Annotated in this window: 13 protein-coding genes and 2 CRISPR repeat arrays; of the genes, 10 read left to right on the top strand and 3 right to left on the bottom strand. The window is 69.0% G+C overall.

Features of this window, described 5'->3' with window-relative positions:
• Positions 1-125: 125 nt before the first annotated feature.
• Together IEZ03_RS38750 and IEZ03_RS36035 are read right to left on the bottom strand one after the other, a co-directional pair.
• Positions 126-491, bottom strand: a complete 366-nt coding sequence (locus IEZ03_RS38750) for a histidine kinase (RefSeq protein ID WP_308428023.1) — start codon at positions 489-491, stop codon at positions 126-128.
• A gap of 148 nt (positions 492-639) precedes the next feature.
• Positions 640-1,881: an NAD(P)/FAD-dependent oxidoreductase gene (locus IEZ03_RS36035; protein ID WP_184889589.1), complete on the bottom strand. Its 1,242-nt coding sequence runs from the start codon at positions 1,879-1,881 to the stop codon at positions 640-642.
• 249 nt (positions 1,882-2,130) lie between these two features.
• Between IEZ03_RS36035 and IEZ03_RS36030 the strand changes: the two genes are divergently transcribed.
• Complete coding sequence (locus IEZ03_RS36030; protein WP_184889587.1) at positions 2,131-3,633, top strand: cryptochrome/photolyase family protein; 1,503 nt, start codon at positions 2,131-2,133, stop codon at positions 3,631-3,633.
• 139 nt (positions 3,634-3,772) lie between these two features.
• On the opposite strand, the gene IEZ03_RS36025 is transcribed toward IEZ03_RS36030, so the two are convergent.
• A complete protein-coding gene (locus IEZ03_RS36025; RefSeq protein ID WP_184889585.1) occupies positions 3,773-4,513 on the bottom strand; it encodes a class I SAM-dependent methyltransferase in 741 nt (246 codons plus the stop codon).
• A gap of 747 nt (positions 4,514-5,260) precedes the next feature.
• Positions 5,261-6,201: a CRISPR direct-repeat array (repeat unit 28 nt; unit sequence GAACCATCCCCGCGTGCGCGGGGCCGAC).
• Between the two features lie 91 nt (positions 6,202-6,292).
• Positions 6,293-10,104: direct repeats of the CRISPR family, unit length 28 nt; unit sequence GAACCATCCCCGCGTGCGCGGGGCCGAC.
• Between the two features lie 156 nt (positions 10,105-10,260).
• Here IEZ03_RS36025 and cas3 point away from each other — a divergent pair.
• From cas3 to IEZ03_RS35980, 9 genes are all read left to right on the top strand, one after another.
• Positions 10,261-13,143 carry a CRISPR-associated helicase Cas3' gene (gene cas3, locus IEZ03_RS36020; protein ID WP_221480918.1) on the top strand — a complete coding sequence of 961 codons (2,883 nt, stop codon included), beginning with the start codon at positions 10,261-10,263 and terminating at the stop codon, positions 13,141-13,143.
• Between the two features lie 222 nt (positions 13,144-13,365).
• Positions 13,366-14,994, top strand: coding sequence for a type I-E CRISPR-associated protein Cse1/CasA (gene casA / locus IEZ03_RS36015; protein ID WP_184889582.1), 1,629 nt, complete (start codon positions 13,366-13,368; stop codon positions 14,992-14,994).
• A gap of 34 nt (positions 14,995-15,028) precedes the next feature.
• Positions 15,029-15,655, top strand: a complete 627-nt coding sequence (gene casB, locus IEZ03_RS36010) for a type I-E CRISPR-associated protein Cse2/CasB (protein WP_184889580.1) — start codon at positions 15,029-15,031, stop codon at positions 15,653-15,655.
• A gap of 48 nt (positions 15,656-15,703) precedes the next feature.
• Positions 15,704-16,849: a type I-E CRISPR-associated protein Cas7/Cse4/CasC gene (gene cas7e / locus IEZ03_RS36005; protein ID WP_184889578.1), complete on the top strand. Its 1,146-nt coding sequence runs from the start codon at positions 15,704-15,706 to the stop codon at positions 16,847-16,849.
• An 11-nt stretch (positions 16,850-16,860) separates the two neighbouring features.
• Positions 16,861-17,646 (top strand): type I-E CRISPR-associated protein Cas5/CasD, encoded by a 786-nt coding sequence (gene cas5e / locus IEZ03_RS36000; protein WP_184889575.1) that lies wholly within the window; start codon positions 16,861-16,863, stop codon positions 17,644-17,646.
• 4 nt (positions 17,647-17,650) lie between these two features.
• Positions 17,651-18,409, top strand: coding sequence for a type I-E CRISPR-associated protein Cas6/Cse3/CasE (gene cas6e / locus IEZ03_RS35995; protein WP_184889573.1), 759 nt, complete (start codon positions 17,651-17,653; stop codon positions 18,407-18,409).
• Positions 18,409-19,413: a type I-E CRISPR-associated endonuclease Cas1e gene (gene cas1e, locus IEZ03_RS35990; RefSeq protein WP_184889571.1), complete on the top strand. Its 1,005-nt coding sequence runs from the start codon at positions 18,409-18,411 to the stop codon at positions 19,411-19,413. Before cas6e ends, cas1e begins: the two co-directional genes overlap by 1 nt.
• 51 nt (positions 19,414-19,464) lie before the next feature.
• A protein-coding gene (locus tag IEZ03_RS35985; RefSeq protein ID WP_229808801.1) for an IS3 family transposase occupies positions 19,465-20,666 on the top strand; the annotation gives its coding sequence in 2 pieces (ribosomal slippage) (positions 19,465-19,732 and positions 19,732-20,666; 1,203 coding nt in all).
• A 220-nt stretch (positions 20,667-20,886) separates the two neighbouring features.
• Positions 20,887-21,402: a TadE/TadG family type IV pilus assembly protein gene (locus IEZ03_RS35980; RefSeq protein ID WP_184889569.1), complete on the top strand. Its 516-nt coding sequence runs from the start codon at positions 20,887-20,889 to the stop codon at positions 21,400-21,402.
• Positions 21,403-21,474: the final 72 nt, after the last annotated feature.

Genomic DNA, 21,474 nt, shown 5'->3' with positions numbered 1-21,474 from the left:
GTAACGTGTCGGCGAAGACCCGAAGGCCCGCCGCCCACCGTTTCTCACATCTGGTTCTCTCCCGTCGCCGGGACCAAACGCAGGAAGTGTATCCGAAGCCCGTCTGACCTGCGGCTCCGGCTCGATCACCCGATCGGCGGTGCGCTTGCGGTGATGCTTTCGGCGTGCACCCGGCCCGGCATCGGTGTCAGGTCCGAGGACGCCGACTCGCCGGTCGCCTCCAGCACGCCGAGCAGGAATCGGAGTTCGGCCAGCGCGCGGCGGCCGGTGCCGCTGATCGCGCCGAGGGCCTCGGTGACGCGCTCTGGCGACCCGGTGAGGTACTGCGCTGCTCCGGACTGCACCACCATCGCGGTCACATGGTGGGTCACCACGTCGTGCATCTCCCGGGCCAGGCGGCTGCGTTCCGCGGCGATCGCGGCCTGAGCGAACAGGTACCGCCGCTCGACCTCGCGCGCTTTTCGCCCGACTATGCCGCCACCAAGCTGCACGTTTCCCACCATCGGAACACGGCGCCGTTCACCTCCAACCCCGACGCCGCCCGCACCTGCTAGGGCGGCGGACTCGCGACCGCCGCCGCCGGAACCGGCTCACGGCGCCGGATCGCGCAGGTGGCCCGGTCGATCCGGCTGCCCTCGCTCATCCCGGGATCGGGACGGTCGTGCGCAGGCGGGAGTCGGTGAGGACGGCCTGCGCGGCGCGGCGTCCCGACACCAGGGCACCCTGGATGGAGCCGGTGTCGCGGTGGTCGCCGCAGACGTACCGTCCGGGCCGGAGCCGCACCGGCTGCCGCATCCGCAGCGGGGGCGGCATCGCGGGGAGGGCCGCCTCGACGGGATAGGTCCCGATGAGCCGCCATCCGGAGGTGTCGCCGTAGATCTCGGTCAACCGCTCCAGCACGCGTGATTCGTCCGCGTCGAGGCCGAGCACGGACGTCGAGATGAGCGCGCGGCCGTCCGGGGAGTAGCGCGGGGCCGCGTCGGTGAGGACCAGCGTGTCGGCGATGACGCCCTCGGCGTCGATGATCTGGATCGGCTCACGCAGCGGCGAGGAGGGAGCCACGTGGTAGAAGGTCGTCACCGCGCGCATGACGGGTGCCTCGACCTCGGGCAGCAGCCGCGCCGCCTGGACGGGGTCGGTGGCGACGACCACGGCGCGGGCCTCGACGGTGGAACCGTCGCCGGTTCGCACGCCGCCGTCGGTGATCTCTTGGACGGCTGTGTCGAGCGAGATCGTCCCGCCGGGCAGCCGGTCGGCGAGCTGCTGGGGGATGCGGCCCATTCCCAGCGCGGGGAGGGTGATGGTGCCGCGGACGAACGACCGCCAGATCAGGTGAAAGTACCGGCTGGAGGTCTCCAGTTCGCGTTCCAGCAGCACGCCGGACAGGAACGGGCGCAGCAGCCGGTCGATCATAACGTCGGACAGGCCCCGCAGCCGGAGTTCGTCGTAGGTGCTCCGTTCGGGACAGTCACGCAGCCAGGAACCGGAGGCGGCCAGGTCCCGGGCGGTCATCGCCGCCAGCGCCGCCTTGTCGCCGACGGTGCCGATATCGGCGAAGGCACCGCTCAACGCGTGCTCGGGATGCCTCCATGGCAGCATCACCCGCTCCCGGCGGCCTTGGTGGAACACCAGCAGACCGGACGAGAACGGCTGGAGGTCCAGAGCCGCATAGTCCAGAACCTGCTGGGCCTCAGGATAAGCGGTGTTGAAGACCTGGAAACCGCGGTCGAGGCGGAACCCCTCCACCACGTCGGTGCGCACCCGGCCGCCGATCCCGTCGGACGCCTCCAGCATCCGAACCGGCACACCGGCCTGGTGCAGTCGCACGGCACAGGCCAACCCGGCCAGTCCCGCCCCGACGATGATGACGCTTTCGGGCATCGCTTCCCCTTCCCCCCGGAGCGACCGTCCCGGCCACCCGGCGCCGTTTCTCCTGCTCAGCGCGATCGACTCGGCGACATCCGTTCACAGGGCACCATGCCCGCCTTGTCCGTGGTCACTCCGGGCCTGGCCCCGACCGGGGGAACGCCTACAGGTCTCGTCGGCCTCGCGCGCAGCGCGCCGTCTGTGCCCGCGACGGCTCGTGCGCCACACTGAGCGGACGTCCAGGCATCTCGGGGGAGGATGCGCATGGGGGCGCACGACGGCCCGAAGGCCGCGTTCCACTGGCTGTTCGGGGACCAATTGGGCCCGCACTTCCTGCGGCCCGACAGCCAGATCGTCATGATCGAGTCGCGCGGGGTCTTCCGCCGGCGCCGCTTTCACCGCGCCAAGGCGCACCTGCTGCTGTCCGCGATGCGGCACCGCGCGGCCGAACTCGGTGACCGGGTGCGCTACGTCCAGGCGGAGACTTACCGTGACGGCCTGAACCGAGCCGTCGGCGACGCGCCCGTGACCGTCCACCACCCCACGTCCCACGGCGCCCTCCGCTTCGTGCGGGAGCTGGAGCAGGTGGAGGTCCTGCCGCCGCGCGGATTCCTCGTGCAACCGGACGCGTTCGGCCGATGGGCGGACTCCGCCGGGCACCTGCGGATGGAGGACTTCTACCGGCACGTGCGCCGAGCCCACGATCTGCTGATGGACGGCGAACAACCCGCGGGCGGGAAGTGGAACCTGGACACCGCCAACCGCGAGGCCCCGCCAAAGGACGCCGCGGTCCTTCCGGTGCCGGCGCCCTACCGGCCGCGGGAAGACGCCATCGACCACCAGGTCAGGGCGGATCTGGACCGGTGGGAGCGGCGCGGGGAAGTATCGTTCGTCGGCCGGGACGGACCACGCCGTTTCCCCGCCAGCCGCGCCGAGGCCCGGCGAGCCCTGCGCGTATTCGTGCAGAAGCGCCTGCCCACCTTCGGCCGGTGGGAAGACGCGGTGCTGGCCGAGGACTGGGCCATGAGCCACAGCCTGCTGTCCGCCTCGCTCAACCTCGGGCTGCTGGACCCGGCGGAGTGCGTCGAGGCCGCCGAGAACGCCTACCGTGCGGGCGAGGCACCGCTCAACTCCGTCGAGGGCTACATCCGGCAGGTCGCCGGATGGCGCGAGTACATGTGGAATCTCTACTGGTACCTCGGGCCCGGCTACCGCGAGTCCAACGCCCTGGGGCACCACGCGCCGCTACCGGACTGGTTCGCCCGCCTGGACGCCGACGCCGTGCAGGCGCGCTGCCTGTCGACCACTTTGGCGGAGGTCCGTGACCGGGGCTGGGTGCATCACATACCCCGGCTGATGATCTTGGGCAATCACGCCCTCCAGCGCGGCTGGGACCCGGCGGGGGTGACCGACTGGTTCCACCGCTGCTTCGTCGACGGATACGACTGGGTGATGCTCACCAACGTGATCGGCATGTCCCAGTACGCCGACGGCGGCCGCATCACCACCAAGCCGTACGCTTCCGGCGGCGCCTACATCAACGGCATGAGCGACCTGTGCGGCCCCTGCGCCTACCGGCCCACCGAACGCGTCGGCGAGCGGGCCTGCCCCTACACCGCCGGCTACTGGGAGTTCATTCACCGCCACCGCGAACGGCTGGCGCACAACCACCGCACCGCCCGTGCCGTCAAGCAGCTCGACCGCCTCAACGACCTGGACGACGTCCTCCGCAACGCACGCCGCCGCGACCCGGACGCACCCCCCTGACCGCGCCCGGCTGGAAGGGAAACTTCCCGCCATCCCGGCCGACCAAGCGGTGTCCTGCGATGGGCTGGCGGGACTGCTGCACCAAAATCTCAACGCCGCAGACTCGATGGTGGACCTTCACGTCTCGGTGCGGCGGTGTTTACGGTTTGTGGGTTATCCAGAGCATTTCTGCTGGCCAGTGGTGTGCCCAGTCGGGCGGGTCGGTTTCGTTGTAGCCGTTGGGTGTTCCGGGTTCGGGGCGCGGCTCGATGAGGTCGTCGATGATGAGGCCCGCGCCGCGCAGGGTCTTGATCCAGCCGCCGTAGGTGAGCTGATAGCTGACCGCGCCGTGGTCTTCGGCGATGGTGTTCAGCCCGAAGTAGTCCTGGTGCAGCGTGGTGGTCGCGCGGCGGGCGTCTTCGTCGTAGCAGGCTTCGAACCATGGGCTGGTGGTGTTGAACACCAGGCGCCCGCCGCGGCGTAGGACGCGTGCGGCCTGCGGGACGGCCAGGTGCGGGGGCGCCCAGCTGAGCCCGCCATGGTCGCAGAACACCAGGTCGAAGCTGTCGTCGGCGAACGGGAGTAGTTCGGCGGCGCCTTGCACCAGCGGGTAGCGGGCCGCTCGCATCGCGCGGGCCGCTGCGGCGAGTTGGGCTTCGGACAGGTCGAGCCCGACCACGGTGGCACCCTCGGCGGCGAGTGACCTGGACCACTGGCCGGCGCCGCAGCCGAGTTCGAGGACGCGCTTGCCGGTGACGTCGCCCAGGGCGCGCAGGCGCGCGTCGGGGACGGCGTACATGCCCCACAGCCTGGGCGTGGCCCCGATCTGCGGGTCGTGCTCGTGCTGGTAGGCGCGGCTGATCCGGTTCCAGAACTTCCGGTTGGCGGGGATGCTGTCCACAGGCTGACTCCAGCAGTGCCTGCCCGTGGTGGTCAACACGATTTGGACACGGGACCGGGATGGATCAAACCGCGCAGACCCGCCACGGCCGCACCCTCCGCCAGGCCCTGGGCCGCTGATCACCGCGGGCCGAAAAGGCCGCGTTGGAGAAGCCGCTGGTTGGCCTCGCTTCGTGCGGTCAGGCTCGCGGGCGCGAAGGTTCGCCACCGATGACGGCCGCCAGCGCCGGTTCCAGGGAAGGCGCTATCTCGGCGGCCGTCCTCCTCGCAGCTACACGCTTGTGGACGGCGGGCCACACCCACATCTCGAGGCGCGTGGCGTCCGGCTCGTCTACCACCCGGACAAACAAGAAATCCGGGTCGAGGCTAACCTCAACCCGGATCGCATCGTGACGTCCATGCCCCCGAATTTGGGGAAACGGTACGTGTCCGAGGGGCGACCACAACCATTTGCACATGCCGACATCAACCCTGATCGGCAATGTCTACCGCGTCCCGGTGGGATAGCTGCCCGCCGTAGCAACCTTCCGGCCCATACGCGGCGTTACCGCGTATGGGCCCATTGCTATCGAGAGCTGCCCGGCCCGCATTCCAAACTGGTCCCAAAGACACGGGATAGATCTCCCTGCGCTGGTTCAAATAAAGTACGGGGGACCGCGCACATGGCTGCACCCACAACCCCACCGCACCCACCGCTGCCAACTAACAATCCCGTCCCGTTTCAAAATCCCGACTGACCGTCGTCCAGAAACCATCCCCACGTCCGCAGGGCCGACGTGTCCACGTTGACCTGCGCGTCGCTGCGGCCGGAACCATTCCCGCGTGCGCAGGGCCGACGAAACGAGCAGCGCCAACCTGCTGCAAGAAAGAACCATCCCCGCCTGCGCGGGGCCGACTGGGTCGTGGCGACGAGGACGTACGGCGTGCCCGAACCATCCCCGCGTGCGCGGGGCCGACGAGCTTCGGGAGGACATCCCGGACAGCGACACGGGACCATCCCCGCGTGCGCGGGGCCGACGCCGAGTACCAGCGACTGCTGGAGGATGCGGGAGAACCATCCCCGCGTGCGCGGGGCCGACTGCGCGCCGTACAGGGACGCGAGGCGGTCGGGGGAACCATCCCCGCGTGCGCGGGGCCGACCAGCAGGGGATCCGGGGGTAGATCAAGGAGACCGAACCATCCCCGCGTGCGCGGGGGCGACTGGGGGAGAGCAGGGGAGACACACAGTCTCCCCGAACCATCCCCGCGTGCGCGGGGCCGACCGGGTCGTCACGGTCCGCGCGTCGAAGGTCTACGAACCATACCCGCGTGCGCGGGGCCGACACCATACAGCCCGTAGCGAAGCAACTACCGAGAGAACCATCCCCGCGTGCGCGGGGCCGACGAGCGGCGCGGGCCGGAGCTGATCCGCGACGGCGAACCATCCCCGCGTGCGCGGGGCCGACTCCTGCGAGTGCTCATGCTGAGCATCGATCGGGGAACCATCCCCGCGTGCGCGGGGCCGACGCCCCCGTCGAACGGTGGCCCGTCACGGACATCGAACCATCCCCGCGTGCGCGGGGCCGACGACCGCAATCGGATCCGCGAGTTCGGCGGAAGTGAACCATCCCCGCGTGCGCGGGGCCGACGGCGGCGCGCAGATCACCAACCGGGTGTACCGGGAACCATCCCCGCGTGCGCGGGGCCGACCGATGGGACCGTGCCCAGCTCAGAAGGCAAAAGGAACCATCCCCGCGTGCGGGGCCGACTCGGCCGCGAGCCCGGCGAACTCGGGCCGCCCGGAACCATCCCCGCGTGCGCGGGGCCGACACGTCCTCGACGGAGATGTCCTCGCCGGCCTCGGAACCATCCCCGCGTGCGCGGGGCCGACTCTCCACACAACCGGCGTCAACATCCCCTCCGAGAACCATCCCCTCGTGCGCGGGGCCGACGACGTATGACCCGTCCGTCCCGCGCACGTCCAGGAACCATCCCCGCGTGCGCGGGGCCGACCTGCCGGTGCTGGCCCGGTACGGGCTCAAGCGCGAACCATCCCCGCGTGCGCGGGGCCGACATTTTCACGCCCAGTAGCGTCATTCCTGCAGTAGAACCATCCCCGCGTGCGCGGGGCCGACAGTGACACATGTGTCCACACACAAAGTGGTGTGGAACCATCCCCGCGTGCGCGGGGCCGACTGAACTAAGGAAGGTAAAGAACCTCTGATGGCAGAACCATCCCCGCGTGCGCGGGGCCGACCTCATCACCCCACCATTCAGGGTCGTTGACCCTGAACCATCCCCGCGTGCGCGGGGCCGACCGGCCCCATGACCAGCCCTGCGTTCCGGTGCGGGAACCATCCCCGCGTGCGCGGGGCCGACGGCTCGATCCGCCACCAGCTCGTCTCCTCGAAGGAACCATCCCCGCGTGCGCGGGGCCGACACGCCCTCCGACGGCAGCGCACGCGCGGACGCCGAACCATCCCCGCGTGCGCGGGGCCGACGCCAGGCAGAACGGGAAGACGACCGTCGTCGAGGAACCATCCCCGCGTGCGCGGGGCCGACGATCCCTTCTGTGCGGGCCGTTCCCGCTATGCCGAACCATCCCCGCGTGCGCGGGGCCGACTCCAGCGACGCGTCCTCCATGGACCGGCCGACCGAACCATCCCCGCGTGCGCGGGGCCGACCGGGGGGACCGGCGCCGGGAATCCCGGGTCGGGGAACCATCCCCGCGTGCGCGGGGCCGACAGCCGACGCCGCCTGACCGCCGCCCCTACCGGCGAACCATCCCCGCGTGCGCGGGGCCGACCAAGAACATCAGCGGCCTCGTCATGGTCTGCGCGAACCATCCCCGCGTGCGCGGGGCCGACGTTCCCGCCGTACTGCCCGGAGCGCCGCGTCCCGAACCATCCCCGCGTGCGCGGGGCCGACGCCCGACCGGCTACCGGGTGGAGACCGTCACCGGGAACCATCCCCGCGTGCGCGGGGCCGACGGGCTCGCCGCAGCATGAACACTGTGGCCACCGGAACCATCCCCGCGTGCGCGGGGCCGACTACTTCACAACCGCAGGTGTCGTGACAGAGATCGAACCATCCCCGCGTGCGCGGGGCCGACCTGTGCGGGCAGAGGTCCAAGCCCGGCGCATCGGAACCATCCCCGCGTGCGCGGGGCCGACACGACCACCCGCACCCCCGGCGACCCGGAGAACGAACCATCCCCGCGTGCGCGGGGCCGACGTCGCAAGGGTCGCGTTCGCGGCCATCGCCAGGGAACCATCCCCGCGTGCGCGGGGCCGACATGGTGACGTCCTCGGCGGGCTCGCTCGTGATGGAACCATCCCCGCGTGCGCGGGGCCGACTACCGCGGCAGGTCCCCAGTCAGCTCGACCCAGGAACCATCCCCGCGTGCGCGGGGCCGACTCGGTGTGGGTGCCACGGCCAGGAGAGGGGCAGGAACCATCCCCGCGTGCGCGGGGCCGACTCGGCGTGGACGTTCGACAACTCCGGCAACGACGAACCATCCCCGCGTGCGCGGGGCCGACCGGAACAGCGTCACCGTGCACTCCTCATAGCCAGAACCATCCCCGCGTGCGCGGGGCCGACGCCCATGAGGTGTACGCCTTGACGCCGTGCGAGGAACCATCCCCGCGTGCGCGGGGCCGACCAGGTCGACCGCCTGCGCGGCCTGTGGGACCTCGAACCATCCCCGCGTGCGCGGGGCCGACGCCTCCAACTCGACGGCGCCCGCGCCCGCGTCCGAACCATCCCCGCGTGCGCGGGGCCGACATGCACTCCGAGACCCTCGCCGAGGCGCTCGGGGAACCATCCCCGCGTGCGCGGGGCCGACCCGATGCACGTGCAGAATGCGTCTACCTGCGGCGAACCATCCCCGCGTGCGCGGGGCCGACCGCGGGTCCGAGCTGTAGACGTACCCGCCCCACGAACCATCCCCGCGTGCGCGGGGCCGACTCTCTACGCGTGGAACATGAACCCCAAGGTCCGGAACCATCCCCGCGTGCGCGGGGCCGACAGCTCGAACTGCGTGCGGCTGCTGCGGGCGGTGGAACCATCCCCGCGTGCGCGGGGCCGACATCGCCGACGTCGCGACCGGGCGGTGATGGGCGGAACCATCCCCGCGTGCGCGGGGCCGACAAAATCCGTCGCGGCCTCCGCGATCATGGCGGCGAACCATCCCCGCGTGCGCGGGGCCGACGCGAGCTGGATCATGTGCGCGAGGTCGGCGCGCGAACCATCCCCGCGTGCGCGGGGCCGACATGTCGGGACTGGACAACCCGCGGTCCTTGAGCGAACCATCCCCGCGTGCGCGGGGCCGACGAAGACTCTCCGCAAGCCTCGCCCGTATGCGTAGAACCATCCCCGCGTGCGCGGGGCCGACACCCGCTCGTACGTCGCCGCGAAGATCCCCGGCGAACCATCCCCGCGTGCGCGGGGCCGACGGGCCTGGTCGTCCCCAAACGCAAGGTCGGCTAGAACCATCCCCGCGTGCGCGGGGCCGACTGGTGTCGGCGGTGCGCTGCAACGACTGCCGGAGAACCATCCCCGCGTGCGCGGGGCCGACACCGAGCACCGCGAGTACGGCGTGGGCGTGGACGAACCATCCCCGCGTGCGCGGGGCCGACCACGCGGCGACCTCCTCGCCGTACAGCGCCTGCGAACCATCCCCGCGTGCGCGGGGCCGACTCGGCGCTGCGCTGGTACTGGGCCTACGTGAAGGAACCATCCCCGCGTGCGCGGGGCCGACATCACGGCGTTCTTGATCGACGCCCACGCGGCGGAACCATCCCCGCGTGCGCGGGGCCGACATCGCGCGCATCGCGCCGTACGCCTCGTGGGTCGAACCATCCCCGCGTGCGCGGGGCCGACGGAAATGTTCGGGGCCGTCAAGCGATCATGGTCGAACCATCCCCGCGTGCGCGGGGCCGACGGCTTCGCCGGGGCCGGTTTCGCGGCGGGTTCCGAACCATCCCCGCGTGCGCGGGGCCGACGTCGCCGCGGCCGCGCCCGTCGCGACCTTCACCGAACCATCCCCGCGTGCGCGGGGCCGACCGCCAGGACGGTGATGATGAATCGCATGTGAGAGAACCATCCCCGCGTGCGCGGGGCCGACCGAAGATGACGACGGTTCAGCGGGCGGCGGGGAGAACCATCCCCGCGTGCGCGGGGCCGACCGCCTCGCCCTCGATGTCCGGCTCGGGCTCCGGGAACCATCCCCGCGTGCGCGGGGCCGACTCCACGACCGGCCCGCGGTGTCGCTGAACGCGGGAACCATCCCCGCGTGCGCGGGGCCGACGCATGGAACTCCAGGTAGCGCTCGGCCGCCTGAGAACCATCCCCGCGTGCGCGGGGCCGACCCCGGACGCGGAACCGACGGTGCGGGCGATGGTGAACCATCCCCGCGTGCGCGGGGCCGACCCGGGCATGGCGCCCGCTCAGGTCGCTGCCCGGGAACCATCCCCGCGTGCGCGGGGCCGACGCGGACGTGGACCTGCTCGCCAGCAAGATCGGTGAACCATCCCCGCGTGCGCGGGGCCGACCGGCGTTCATCGCGTCCCGGAGGGCGGGGTGAGGAACCATCCCCGCGTGCGCGGGGCCGACGCTTCTTGACCTGCGACGTTATCGGCGAGGGGGGCGGTTTTCATTCGGTTGGTTGACGATCATGGTCGAGGATTGTGAATGTTTGGGACTCCGCTGCGGTGCGATGCAGCTTCTGCGTCGTCGGTTTTGTCGGTGGTCACGACTACCTTACGCGTTGTGAGCTACGAGAGGCTGGCGTCGAGCGTCCAGAACCCGTTGGCAGTGCTATGGGGCAAGAGCGCGGGCAAGGGTGGCGGCCGGTCCAACTTGCTGTTACAGCACCTGTTGGACACGGCGGCCGTTGCCGAGCTCATGTGGGATCACTATTTGGCGCCATCAGTACGGCAGATGCTGGACGGCGTTGCGGGTGATGGCGGGGGCCGCCGGCTGTTCGCGTGGCTGTGCGGGATACATGATTTCGGCAAGGCGACTCCGGCGTTCCAGCACATGGATGCAGCTGGCGCGGCCCGTGTGCTTGCTGCGGGCTTGACCTGGGATCAACGAACGGTAGAGCGGTACCGCAACCGCTGGCGACATGACCGGGCGGGTGGTGCCTTGATGCGCCGGTACCTTAAGGAAGTCGGCTGGTCGGAGGAAAGCATCGGTTGGGTGTGGCCGCTGATCGCGGGGCATCACGGGCTGTTTCCGACGCTCGGCAAAGCGCGAGAGCCTGAACGCGCCCGGGGGCACCTCAGTGGTAAGGCGGTGGCGTGGGATGAGGCGCGCCGCGCGTTGCTCGATGCTTTCACGCGGGCGGTGGGCTTCCATGATGTCGCGACAGCCGAGCCGTTGGGTTCTCCTAGCCGAGCAGCGCAGTTGCAGTTGAGTGGCTTCGTGGTGATGGCGGACTGGATCGCCAGCGACCAACGCCATTTCGCGGGTGTGGACGAGTTTGGGCAAGTCAGCCTCCGAGGCGCGCGGGCGCGCGCTGGGACGGCATGGGGACGGCTTGGGCTGCGCGGCGGCTGGGGGGCGTTGGGCGAGCCGGAAGGGAGTGTCTTCGAGCAACGGTTCGGAGACGATCCTCGGCCCTCGCAGGCGATGGTGGTGGACGTCGTCAGCCGCATGGAGGCGCCGGGCTTGGTGGTGGTCGAGGCGCCAATGGGAGAGGGGAAGACCAAGGCGGCGCTGGTCGCTGCCGAAGCCTTGGCCGCGAGGTGGGGGATGGACGGGGTGTTCGTCGGCATGCCTACGCAGGCGACGTGCGATCCGATGTTCACCAATGTCCGTTCCTGGGTCGAGGCGATATCGCCTTCGCTGGCCTCGCAGGTGGCGCTGTTACATGGCAAGCGGCTGTTCAACAAGCAGTGGCAGGACCTTCTCGAGGACCCTGCTCCCGATGACCGGTTCATCGGCGTCGCCGAAGACGAGTTCGACCTCGCTGATCCTTACGGAATAGCGAGCGGTTCGTGCTGCCCGGAAGCTGCTGCAGAGCGTCGCGCGCCGGCGGAGTGGTTCCTGGGAGCCAAGCGTGGGCTACTGACGCCGTTCGTGGTGGGGACCATCGACCAATTGTTGTTCGCTGCCACCCGTACCAAGCACGTGATGCTGCGCATGGCAGGGCTGGCGGGCAAGGTCGTGATTTTGGACGAGGTGCACGCTGCCGACGTCTACATGTCGCAGTTTCTGGCCGAGGGACTGCGATGGCTGGGACAGGCACGAGTACCGGTGGTCCTGCTATCGGCGACACTACCTCCAGCGCAGCGGCGTGAACTGGTGGCGGCCTACTTGGCGGGTGCCGGAGACCACCAGGAACAGGCGGCCTCGGAGGCCGCCACGGTGCGGGAGCCCGTCGGCTACCCGAACGTGACGGTCGTGTGGAGGACCACGACGTTGATCGGGCACCTTGTAGAGAGTGGCCGATCCTGGCGAGAAGATCTTCAAGTCGGGGTCGAAATTCTTCCGGAACCTGTCAGCGCCACGTCGTCCACGGCCGATGACTTGTGTGCCGGGGATGCTGAGGTGCTTTCGCTGCTGCGCGACCGACTCGCCGAGGGTGGATGCGCCCTGGTGATCCGTAACACGGTTCGCCGCGCGCAGGACACCTTCACGGCTCTACACGCAGAATTCGGCGACGAGGTGCGTTTGCTGCATGGGCGGCTCAGCGCCAGCGACCGCGCCGACCGGACGGAGGAGTGTCTGCGAGCATTGGGCCCGCCGCAACCCCGTGGTTCCGGTCGTCCAGCTCGCCGGATTGTGGTGGCGACCCAGCTTGCCGAGCAGTCTTTCGATGTCGATGCCGATCTGTTGGTCACGGATTTGGCCCCGATGGATCTGCTGCTGCAGCGCATCGGCCGTACGCACCGGCACTCAGGAGTGCACCGACCCGGCCCGGTCAGTGAGCCGCGAGTGGTCGTCACCGGGTTCTTTCCTCGCGACGGGGCACCGCCGGAGTTGCCGGGAGCTGCCGAAGCCATCTATGGCAGATATCTGTTGTTGCGCACTGCGGCGCAGGTATGCGCTGCTGAGGGCGAGCGCTGGTCGATACCCGGGCAGGTGCCGCGGTTGGTCGCTGATGTGTACGGGCCGGATCAATACTCGGTTCCGAGTAATTGGGCCGAGGCCGAACGTCGGGCGCGCGCCGACTGGGAGATCCGGCAGCGTGCACGCGCGGAGAGCGCTGAGCCATTCCTGCTCACGCGGGCGGGAGAGCACACTCGCCGAACGCTAGAGGGTCTGCACAGCGGCGGGGTGAGTCAGAACTTGTCGGAAGAGCACCACCAAGCGGTCGTGCGTGATGGCGACCGGAGCATCGAGGTGGTGCTGGTGCGTCGTGACGATCGTGGCTTTCGTGCTTTGTCAGGCCGGTCGCTGGGGACGCAGGGCGAGGCTTCCAGGGATGTGCTGGAGGACGTGCTCGGCGGAACCGTACGACTTCCCGCCAAGCTCACCGAAGCGGCCGAAGCGGAGCTGGGGCCGTTGGCCGGGTGGCGGGATCATCCGTGGCTGCGCTACAGCTTCGCCTTGCCGTTGGACGCGTCCGGCGTGGCCTGTCTTGGCGAATACACCCTTTGCTATGACTCGCTGCTGGGCCTGGTGGTGAAGGAGCCGCGCCGATGAAGGGGGCGGGACGGCAGTTCGCCGTCCCGCCTTTCCCCGCGTGCGCAGGGCCAACATGCAGCTCATACACAACCATGAGCCATCCCCCGTAGGGGCGCGGACGAGCTCGGCGTTGTCCAGCGCGAGGCCGTGTCCGGCCAACCCTGCCATACCCCCGACGACTCGCCGCAGACCGGGCTACAGTCGAAAAATTCCTATACATAACTATTTGAAGGGTCGACGATGGCCGAGTTCGACCTGGTCACCGAGGAATGGTTACGCCCGCGGCTTGATGATGGTCAAACCATCGAACCGATGGGGCTTCAAGGGGTGCTGCACCGTGCCGGTGACATCACCGAGATCGTCGTCGACTTCCCGACGCAGGCGCCGGCGCTGCTGCGGCAGGTGCTCTTGCCGGTCGTCGTAGACGCGCTGGGAGCCCCGACCGACCGCCGAGCATGGGGGGACAGGTTCTCGCAGGGGGCATTCAACGAGGCCGAGTTGGACAAGATCGACACCTACCTTGAAGAGCACCGTCCCCGTTTTGACCTGTTCCACCCCGAGACACCGTTCTCCCAAGTCGCAGGGCTGCATACGGCTTCTGGAGATATCAAGGGGTCGGGATTGCTGGTCGCCGCAGAGGCCACCGGCAACAACGTGCCTTTCTTCTCCGCACGAACGGAAGGCGATCCGCCGCAGCTGGCACCAACAGAGGCGGCACTGTGGCTGCTGCACGCGCACTGCTGGGATACCGCGGCGATCAAAACCGGTGCTTTCGGTGATCCGATGGTCAAGGCCGGTAAGACGACGGGCAACCCCACAGGGCCGCTCGGACAATTAGGAGTGGTCGTTCCGATCGGCCGGACACTCTACGAGACTCTTCAGCTCAACATTCCGATCGGTGTGCAAGGGCGTCTCGGCACTCCCCAGTGGAGACGACGCATCGGCCCCCAATGGGAAAGTCGGACGGCGTCCGGCCTGCTGGACCTGTGGACTTGGCAGTCACGGCGAATCCGGCTCGTCCCTGAACAGACCCCGGACGGCGACCGCGTCACCGGTGTCATTGTTGCGGCGGGAGACCGGCTTGCGACGACTCCCGACTGGGAGCCACACACGGCTTGGCGAGTCGATAAGCCCACGAAGAAGGCGGCGAAGCGAGCGAAGCCCGTGCCGGAGCGGCCGCTTCGGTACACGCCGGGCAAGGCCATTTGGCGGGGGATGAGCGCCTTGCTCGCCGTCGAAGCTGTCGATACCGCGGCGTTTCGCTCCAGTGAACTGCTTGACCAAATCAGCGGGCTGGCAGCCGATGAATTGATCGACGACCGCTACCCGTTGCGCGCGGAGACCTTTGGAGTGGTCTACGGCAACCAGTCCGCGATCATTGAGGATGTCCTGCACGACATGACACCGCTGCCGATCGCGGCATTGCGCGCCGACGCCGACGTGCGCTTCGCGGTGCTGGACGCCACTGAGCAGGCCGAGCAACTCGCCCAGGCCCTCAACTATCTGTCGGCTGATCTACGTCGCGCCAGCGGCTTGGAGCCCATTCCCTGGGACAAGGGGCAACGTCCTGGAGAGCGGTTGCTCTACCTGCTGGACTCGGTGGTGAGGCGTCTGCTGCGCGGCTTGCAGAACATCTCCGACGCCGAGACGCTCGACCGCGGCCTGCTGGCGTGGGAGCAAGAAGCTCGAAGGCTTGCGCTCCAGGTCGCCGACTCGGTCCATGCCGCCGTCCCCGAAAGCGTGTTCGCCGGCCGCGAGACCAGGAAACCCGACGGGACGACCGCGGCGGCCTATCCCTTGGGCGTCGCCGTGAATGACTTCTCTCGGCGGCTCGACCGCATCCTGCCGCGCACCACGGACGAGCGCTAACCGCTCGCACCCAAATTCACTCGCGAAGGCACTCATGACTCAGCGCTACTGGAACCGCATCGCCACCAACGGTGATTGGCTCGCATACGACCCGCGCAACGGGCGCCCGCTTGGACCTCCTCCTGGTGAGGATCTGGCTGCCCTGCGTGCCGGGCTGGGGCGGGACGCAGGTGAAGTCCCGACCATGTGGCGGTTCTACACCTGCCCTGTCGACGACAGACTCGCCCAGCGCGGTCAGGTGTCGGTCGAGCAGCGGGCCGAGCACGCCGCGTTGGCTTTTTACGGACTGCATCAGCAGTCCAAGCGGATCTCGATGCACCACCCAAAGAGACCGCTGGGAATGGCGCTACACCGGTTGCGCGCCAGTGGCCGCTTCAGCGCCCAGGCCGTGGACACACGCGTTAACGCCGCCGCCACGACCACCAACCCCGCCGCGCTGCTCATGCGGCTCCGCGGCCTCATTGATCAGCTCCGCGTCATCAGCGAGCCCGTGGATTACGACGGGCTGATGCAGCTCATCCAAGACTGGCACTACGAGGATGGCCGCCGCCGCGCGCGCCGCCGCTTGGCCGTGGAGTACCAGGTCTGGGCACAGCAAGACGACGTCGCAGCCGGCGACAACGGTGCGGCCCTGACGGAGGGGAAACCTCCCACGTCCTGATAGCCGATCCCGGCTACCTCCAACACCAACATCTTCAAGGGATCCAGCATGCCGAAGCAGCAGTACGTCGAATACCACCTCCTGCAGACCGTCCCGCCGGCCAACCTGAACCGTGACGACCAGGGCAATCCCAAGGAGGCGTTCTTCGGCGGTGTCCGCCGCTCCCGGGTCTCCTCGCAGGCATGGAAGCGCGCGACCCGCATCGAGTTCGACCGGCATCTGCCAGAAGCCGACCAGTCGACCCGCACCAAGCAGATCGCCAAGCAACTGGCCGGACGGCTTCGGGACCGCACGGACGTGGATGCCGAGCAGGCTCAGCGGCTGGCCGGTGCACTGCTGGAACCACTGGGCATCAAGGCGGGACGGAAAGCGGGAGACACCGCCTACCTCCTGTACTACGGCTACGGACAGCTCGACCGCATCGTCGACCTGGTCGCCGATCGCGCCATCGACCTCGCGGCGCTGCCCGAGGACGAACTGACCGCCGCCGTCAAGGACATCAAGGTCGCCGACGAACTCAAGAGCGGTCACCCCATGGGCGTAGCTCTGTTCGGACGCATGGTCGCCGACATCCCTTCGCTGAACGTCGACGCCGCCGCCCAGGTCGCCCATGCGCTGTCGACCCACCGAGTGGAGCTGGAAGCCGACTACTACACCGCCGTCGATGACGCCAACGAGCAGGACGAGACCGGCGCCGGAATGATCGGCAGCATCGGCTTCAACTCAGCCACCCTCTACCGCTATGCCGTCATCGGCCTACACCAACTCGTCGGCAACATCGGCTCCACCGAAGCGGCCCTGGAAGCCATCCAGCGGTTCGGCCGGGCGTTCGCTCTTTCCATGCCCACCGGCCACATCACCTCTTTCGCGCATCGCACCAGGCCCAGTCTGGTCGCCGTCGTCGTCCGCGACGACCAGCCTGTCAACCTGGTCTCAGCCTTCGAGCGTCCCGTTCCGGACGCCGATCCCTCCGGTGCCGCCTGCGGCGTGGCAGCCGAGTCAGCCGGTCGCCTGGCTCACGAATACCTTCGTTCGGTCCGCCAGTGGGGTGACCAACCCGTCCACGCCGGGGTCTCGCACGCGTTCGACGCCACCGCCGACGACGACATCGCCCGCGCCTTCGGTGACAACCAGCCTTTCGACCAGATGCTGCAGGGCTTGGACGAGGCCCTGGCGCGCACGTGGCAGAGCTGAGGACCATCCCGATGGCAGACCACCAGCGAGTGTTGATGCTGCGGCTCGCCGGGCCCCTGCAGTCCTGGGGCGATCAAAGCCGCTTCAACCGTCGCGAGACCCGCCCCGAACCCACCAAGTCCGGAATCCTGGGACTGCTGGCTGCCGCACAGGGCCGCCGCCGCGAAGACCCACCAGGCGAACTGCTCGACCTTGCCCTCGGAGTGCGAGTCGACCAAGCCGGGACGCTGCTGCGCGACTACCACACCGTCAGTGACTACCGGGGCCGTCCGCTGCCGCAGGCGGCCGTCAGCGCCAAAGGCGTGCAGAAACCCACCTCGCCCGCCAAATACACGCACGTCACACAGCGCTATTACCTGCAGGACGCCGTATTCGTCGTCGGCATCTCTGGCCCTCCTGCCCTGGTGGACACGCTAACTGCCGCTCTTCGGCGCCCAGCGTTCCCGCTCGCGCTCGGGCGGCGCTCGTGTCCGCCCACCCAGCCGCTGATTCTCGGCACACACGACGGGGGACTGAACGAAGCTCTCGGCGAGCAGCCGTGGCAGGCGGGACATGCCGCACGACGCGAATTCCAGCGCCGCCACGGACGGCCGCCCCGGATCGACCTGCCGGCGACCGTCGAGACCCCCGACGGCGACGATGTCATTAACGACGTCCCGCTGTCGTTCTCCCTGCGTGACCGCCGCTTCACCAGTCGCCGTGTCGCCCACTCATGGGTCTCAGCCCCCACTGGATTCTCTGACCCCGGTGCACCCACCGACGCAAGCCACGACCCCTTCGCGCTGCTGGGCTGGTGAACCGATGACCTACCTCTCCCGCGTCCGCATCAACCCCCTGCGGCAGCAGTCCCGGGAACTGCTCACCAACCCGCGGGCCATGCACAGCCACGTCTGCGCAGCCGTCCCCGCGACACCCGACACTGAACGTCGGCTGTGGCGGCTGGACACCGACAACCCGCACCGCCCCCACTTGATCGCCCTGACCCGTTCAAAACCCGACTGGTCGCATCTGGTCGAAGCCGCCGGGTGGCCCGCCGCCGACGATGGCGAACACTACGTCGTGGCCGACTACGCCCCGCTCCTGGCACAGCTGGCCATCGGCCGCGAGTTCACCTTCCGGCTCACCGCCAACCCCGTCCAGAACATCCCGAGCCCGCCGGCAGGGGCAAACGTCCAAGGCGCCACGGACAACCAGCCCACCGGCAGACGCCGCACCTCCATCCGCACCGGACATCGCACTGCCGCCCACCAGCTCAACTGGCTTCTCAAACGAACCGGCAGCTACGGATTTCAGATCCCCCCCGCCCGTACGGACCCCGGCTTGCCGATCCCCGGGGCTGAGGCATCCGCCGCCGCGCCCGACGTGCGAATCATCCATAGGGACCGTCTGTCCTTCTCCAAGGGCTCCCGCCGCCACGTCGTTCTACATGTCGCGACCTTCCAAGGACGCCTCCAGGTCACCGATACCGACCTGCTCACCCGCGTACTTCTGAACGGAATCGGACCGGCCAAGGCTTACGGCTGCGGACTGCTCACCCTCGCACCCCTGGCAGGACGCTGATGCCTGACATCTGGTGGAAGGCGCACCCCCACGACCTGCACCGCCTCCAAGACCGCATCTCCAGCGTCTACGTGGAACGCAGCCACGTGGATCGCGACGAGAACGCCGTCGTCGTCATCAACAAACGCGAAACCGTGCGCGTCCCGGCTGCCCTGGTCGCCGTCCTCCTGCTCGGCCCCGGTACCCGCATCACCCACGGTGCCGTCAACCTGCTCGGCGACTCCGGCACTGCGATCTGCTGGGTCGGCCAACACGGCGTCCGCCTCTACGCCTCAGGACTCGGCCCAGCTCGCGGGGCCGGGCTCCTTCACCGGCAGGCGTACCTGGTCACCAGGCCCAAGGAACGCCTCAGCGTCGCCCGCGCCATGTACGCCATGCGCTTCCCGGGCGAAGACGTCTCCACCGCGACCATGCAGCAACTTCGTGGACGCGAGGGGACCCGCGTCCGCAAGCTCTACCAAGCCCATGCGCAACGCACCGGCGTCTCCTGGAACCGCCGCGAATACAAGGCCGGAGACGCGCACGCCGCAGGCGACGACCTCAACCGCCTCTTGTCAGCCGCCAACGCCGCCCTCTACGGCATCTGTCACGCCGTCATCGTCGGCCTTGGAGCCAGTCCCGGGCTCGGCTTCGTCCACACCGGGTCGGCCATCTCTTTCGTCCTGGACATCGCCGACCTCTACAAAGCCGAGTACACGATCCCCCTCGCCTTCAACCTCGCCGCCCAAGGTCTCACCGACGAACGCGACGCGCGAACGGGCCTACGCGACCTCATCGCCGAAAACCGCCTCCTCGGACGAATCGTCCACGACGTCAAAACGCTGCTCACCCCTGACGACGCAACCCGCATACCTATCGACGAAGACGTCAACCAACTCTGGGACGAACGAGCCGGGGCCGTCGCCGGAGGCGTCAACTGGTCCGGAAGCGAAGACCTCATCCAACCCGGTATGGGTGACCAGCATGTCGCCATCATCGGCCCTGAGCCGTACCGGGTTTGGTGAAGTCCTTCAAGCCAGTCATGATCTTGGCTGGCTGGGAGGAGAATGACCGCGATGGCGGCACCACGGAAGTACCCCCAAGAGCTCCGAGAGCGGGCTGTCCGGCTGGCGCTGGAGTCGGATCGGCCGATCGCTCAGATCGCGGCCGATCTTGGCATCCACCGCGAGTCACTGCGCACCTGGGTGCGGCAGGCTCAGGCCGATGCTGGCAAGCGCCCCGAGCAGCTGACCAGCGTCGAGCGCGAGGAGCTCAAGCGGCTGCGCAAGGAGAACAACGAGCTCAAGCGAGCCAACGAGATACTGAAGGCCGCCAGCACGTTTTTCGCCGCCGAGCTCGGCCAGCCCCGGACGAAGTAGTCGCGGTGGTCGACCATCTTCGCGACCGCTTCGGGGTCGAGCCGGTGTGCAGGGTGCTGAACCTGTGCCCGGGCACCTACTACGGCCGCAAACGCCGCCCGCCTTCGACCCGCGCCCAACGCGACGCGGTGCTGTCCGAGCAGATCAAAGACGTGCACCAAGCCAATTACGGGGTCTACGGGTCCCGGCGCGTCCACCAGCAGCTGCGCCGCCAGGGCGTGCAGGTGGCACGGTGCACGGTCGAGCGACTGATGCGCGAACACGGGCTGGAAGGAGTGCGGCGCGGCAGTCGCCGGCGCACCACCACACCGGATGAGTCGGTGCCGCGGCCACCGGACTTGGTCAACCGGCGTTTCGCCGCGGACCGGCCGGACCGGCTTTGGCTGGCCGACATCACCTACGTACGCACCTGGGAAGGCTGGGTGTACGTGGCGTTCGTCCTGGACGCCTGCTCCCGCCGGATCGTGGGCTGGCAACTGGCCGACCACCTGCGCACCGACCTGCCCCTGGACGCGCTGGAGATGGCGCTGTGGCAACGGCGCCGCGAAGGGCGGCCGCAGGCCGACGGCCTGATTCATCACAGCGACAACGGCTGCCAATACACCAGTTTCCGGTACGTCGCCCGCCTCGCCGACGTCGGCGTCATGGCATCGGTCGGTTCGGTCGCCGACTCCTACGACAACGCCATGGCCGAAGCCCTGAACGGCACCTTCAAGGCCGAACTGATCCACCGGCGAACCTGGCGCACCCGTGACCAGGTTGAATACGCCATCCTCGAGTGGATCGGCTGGTACAACCACCGCCGTCTGCACTCCGCCATCGGTGATGTGCCACCTGCCGAGTACGAAGCCAACCACTACCGTTACACCAACACCCCAGCGCCAACCGGCGCCAGGTAGACCGGACTTCACCAAACCCGGTACGGCTCACCGCCGCAGCAACCTTCGCCCGCGCCGAGCCGGTCCTGCAAACACCCACAGTCGCTGTGTCCGGTACCAACACCGTCACCGTGCAGGTTGCCGGGCGCGCGCCCTCGCTGCTGCCAGGCGTCAACATCACCGTCTCCAAGACCGTGCGCGGACCCCGTGAACGCTTCACCACCCCAGGACCAGCGTGGCCATGAGCAAGGTGACGCCGGTCCGTTCAGGTCGGCCGCGGGACGCGGGAAACGCGGTAGTGGAGACCGCGATCCTCGCGCCGCTGTTCATCACGTTTCTGGCCGGGCTGCTCGTGGTGATGCGGGTGACGCACGGCAGCGCCGTGGTCGCACAAGCCGCCGCCGACGCCGCCCGCCAAGCCTCCATCGCCCGCACCGCACACCAGGCCCACGCTCAGGCGCGCACCAGCGCCATGCACACCCTGCGCGACCGGGGCCTGCACTGCACGCCGACCGTCCGACTCGACCTATCCGGCTTCAACCGTCCAGCCGGGCAGTCGGCCACGGTCTCCGCCCAGGTGACCTGCGTCATCCAGCTCAGCGACGTCGGGCTCCCCGGGATGCCCGGTGCCCGGACGGTCACTAAGACCTTCCGATCACCCATCGACCCCTACCGGGCGAGAGCTTTCGGGTTCGCGGATTCGGAACCGGCGGTCGCGCTGAACCGGAGTGTGGGTGGTCGTGATGGCTTCTCTTAGTGCGTGTTTGAGAAGGATCTTGTTATTGGTATGCGAGGGGGCGTGGGCCTTGGCGGACGGCGGGCTGGCCAC

Origin of the sequence: Actinomadura livida, assembly GCF_014648675.1 — a bacterium.
In the GTDB taxonomy this organism is placed as follows: Bacteria; Actinomycetota; Actinomycetes; order Streptosporangiales; family Streptosporangiaceae; genus Spirillospora; species Spirillospora livida.
This window is presented reverse-complemented; position numbering and strand designations above follow the sequence as displayed.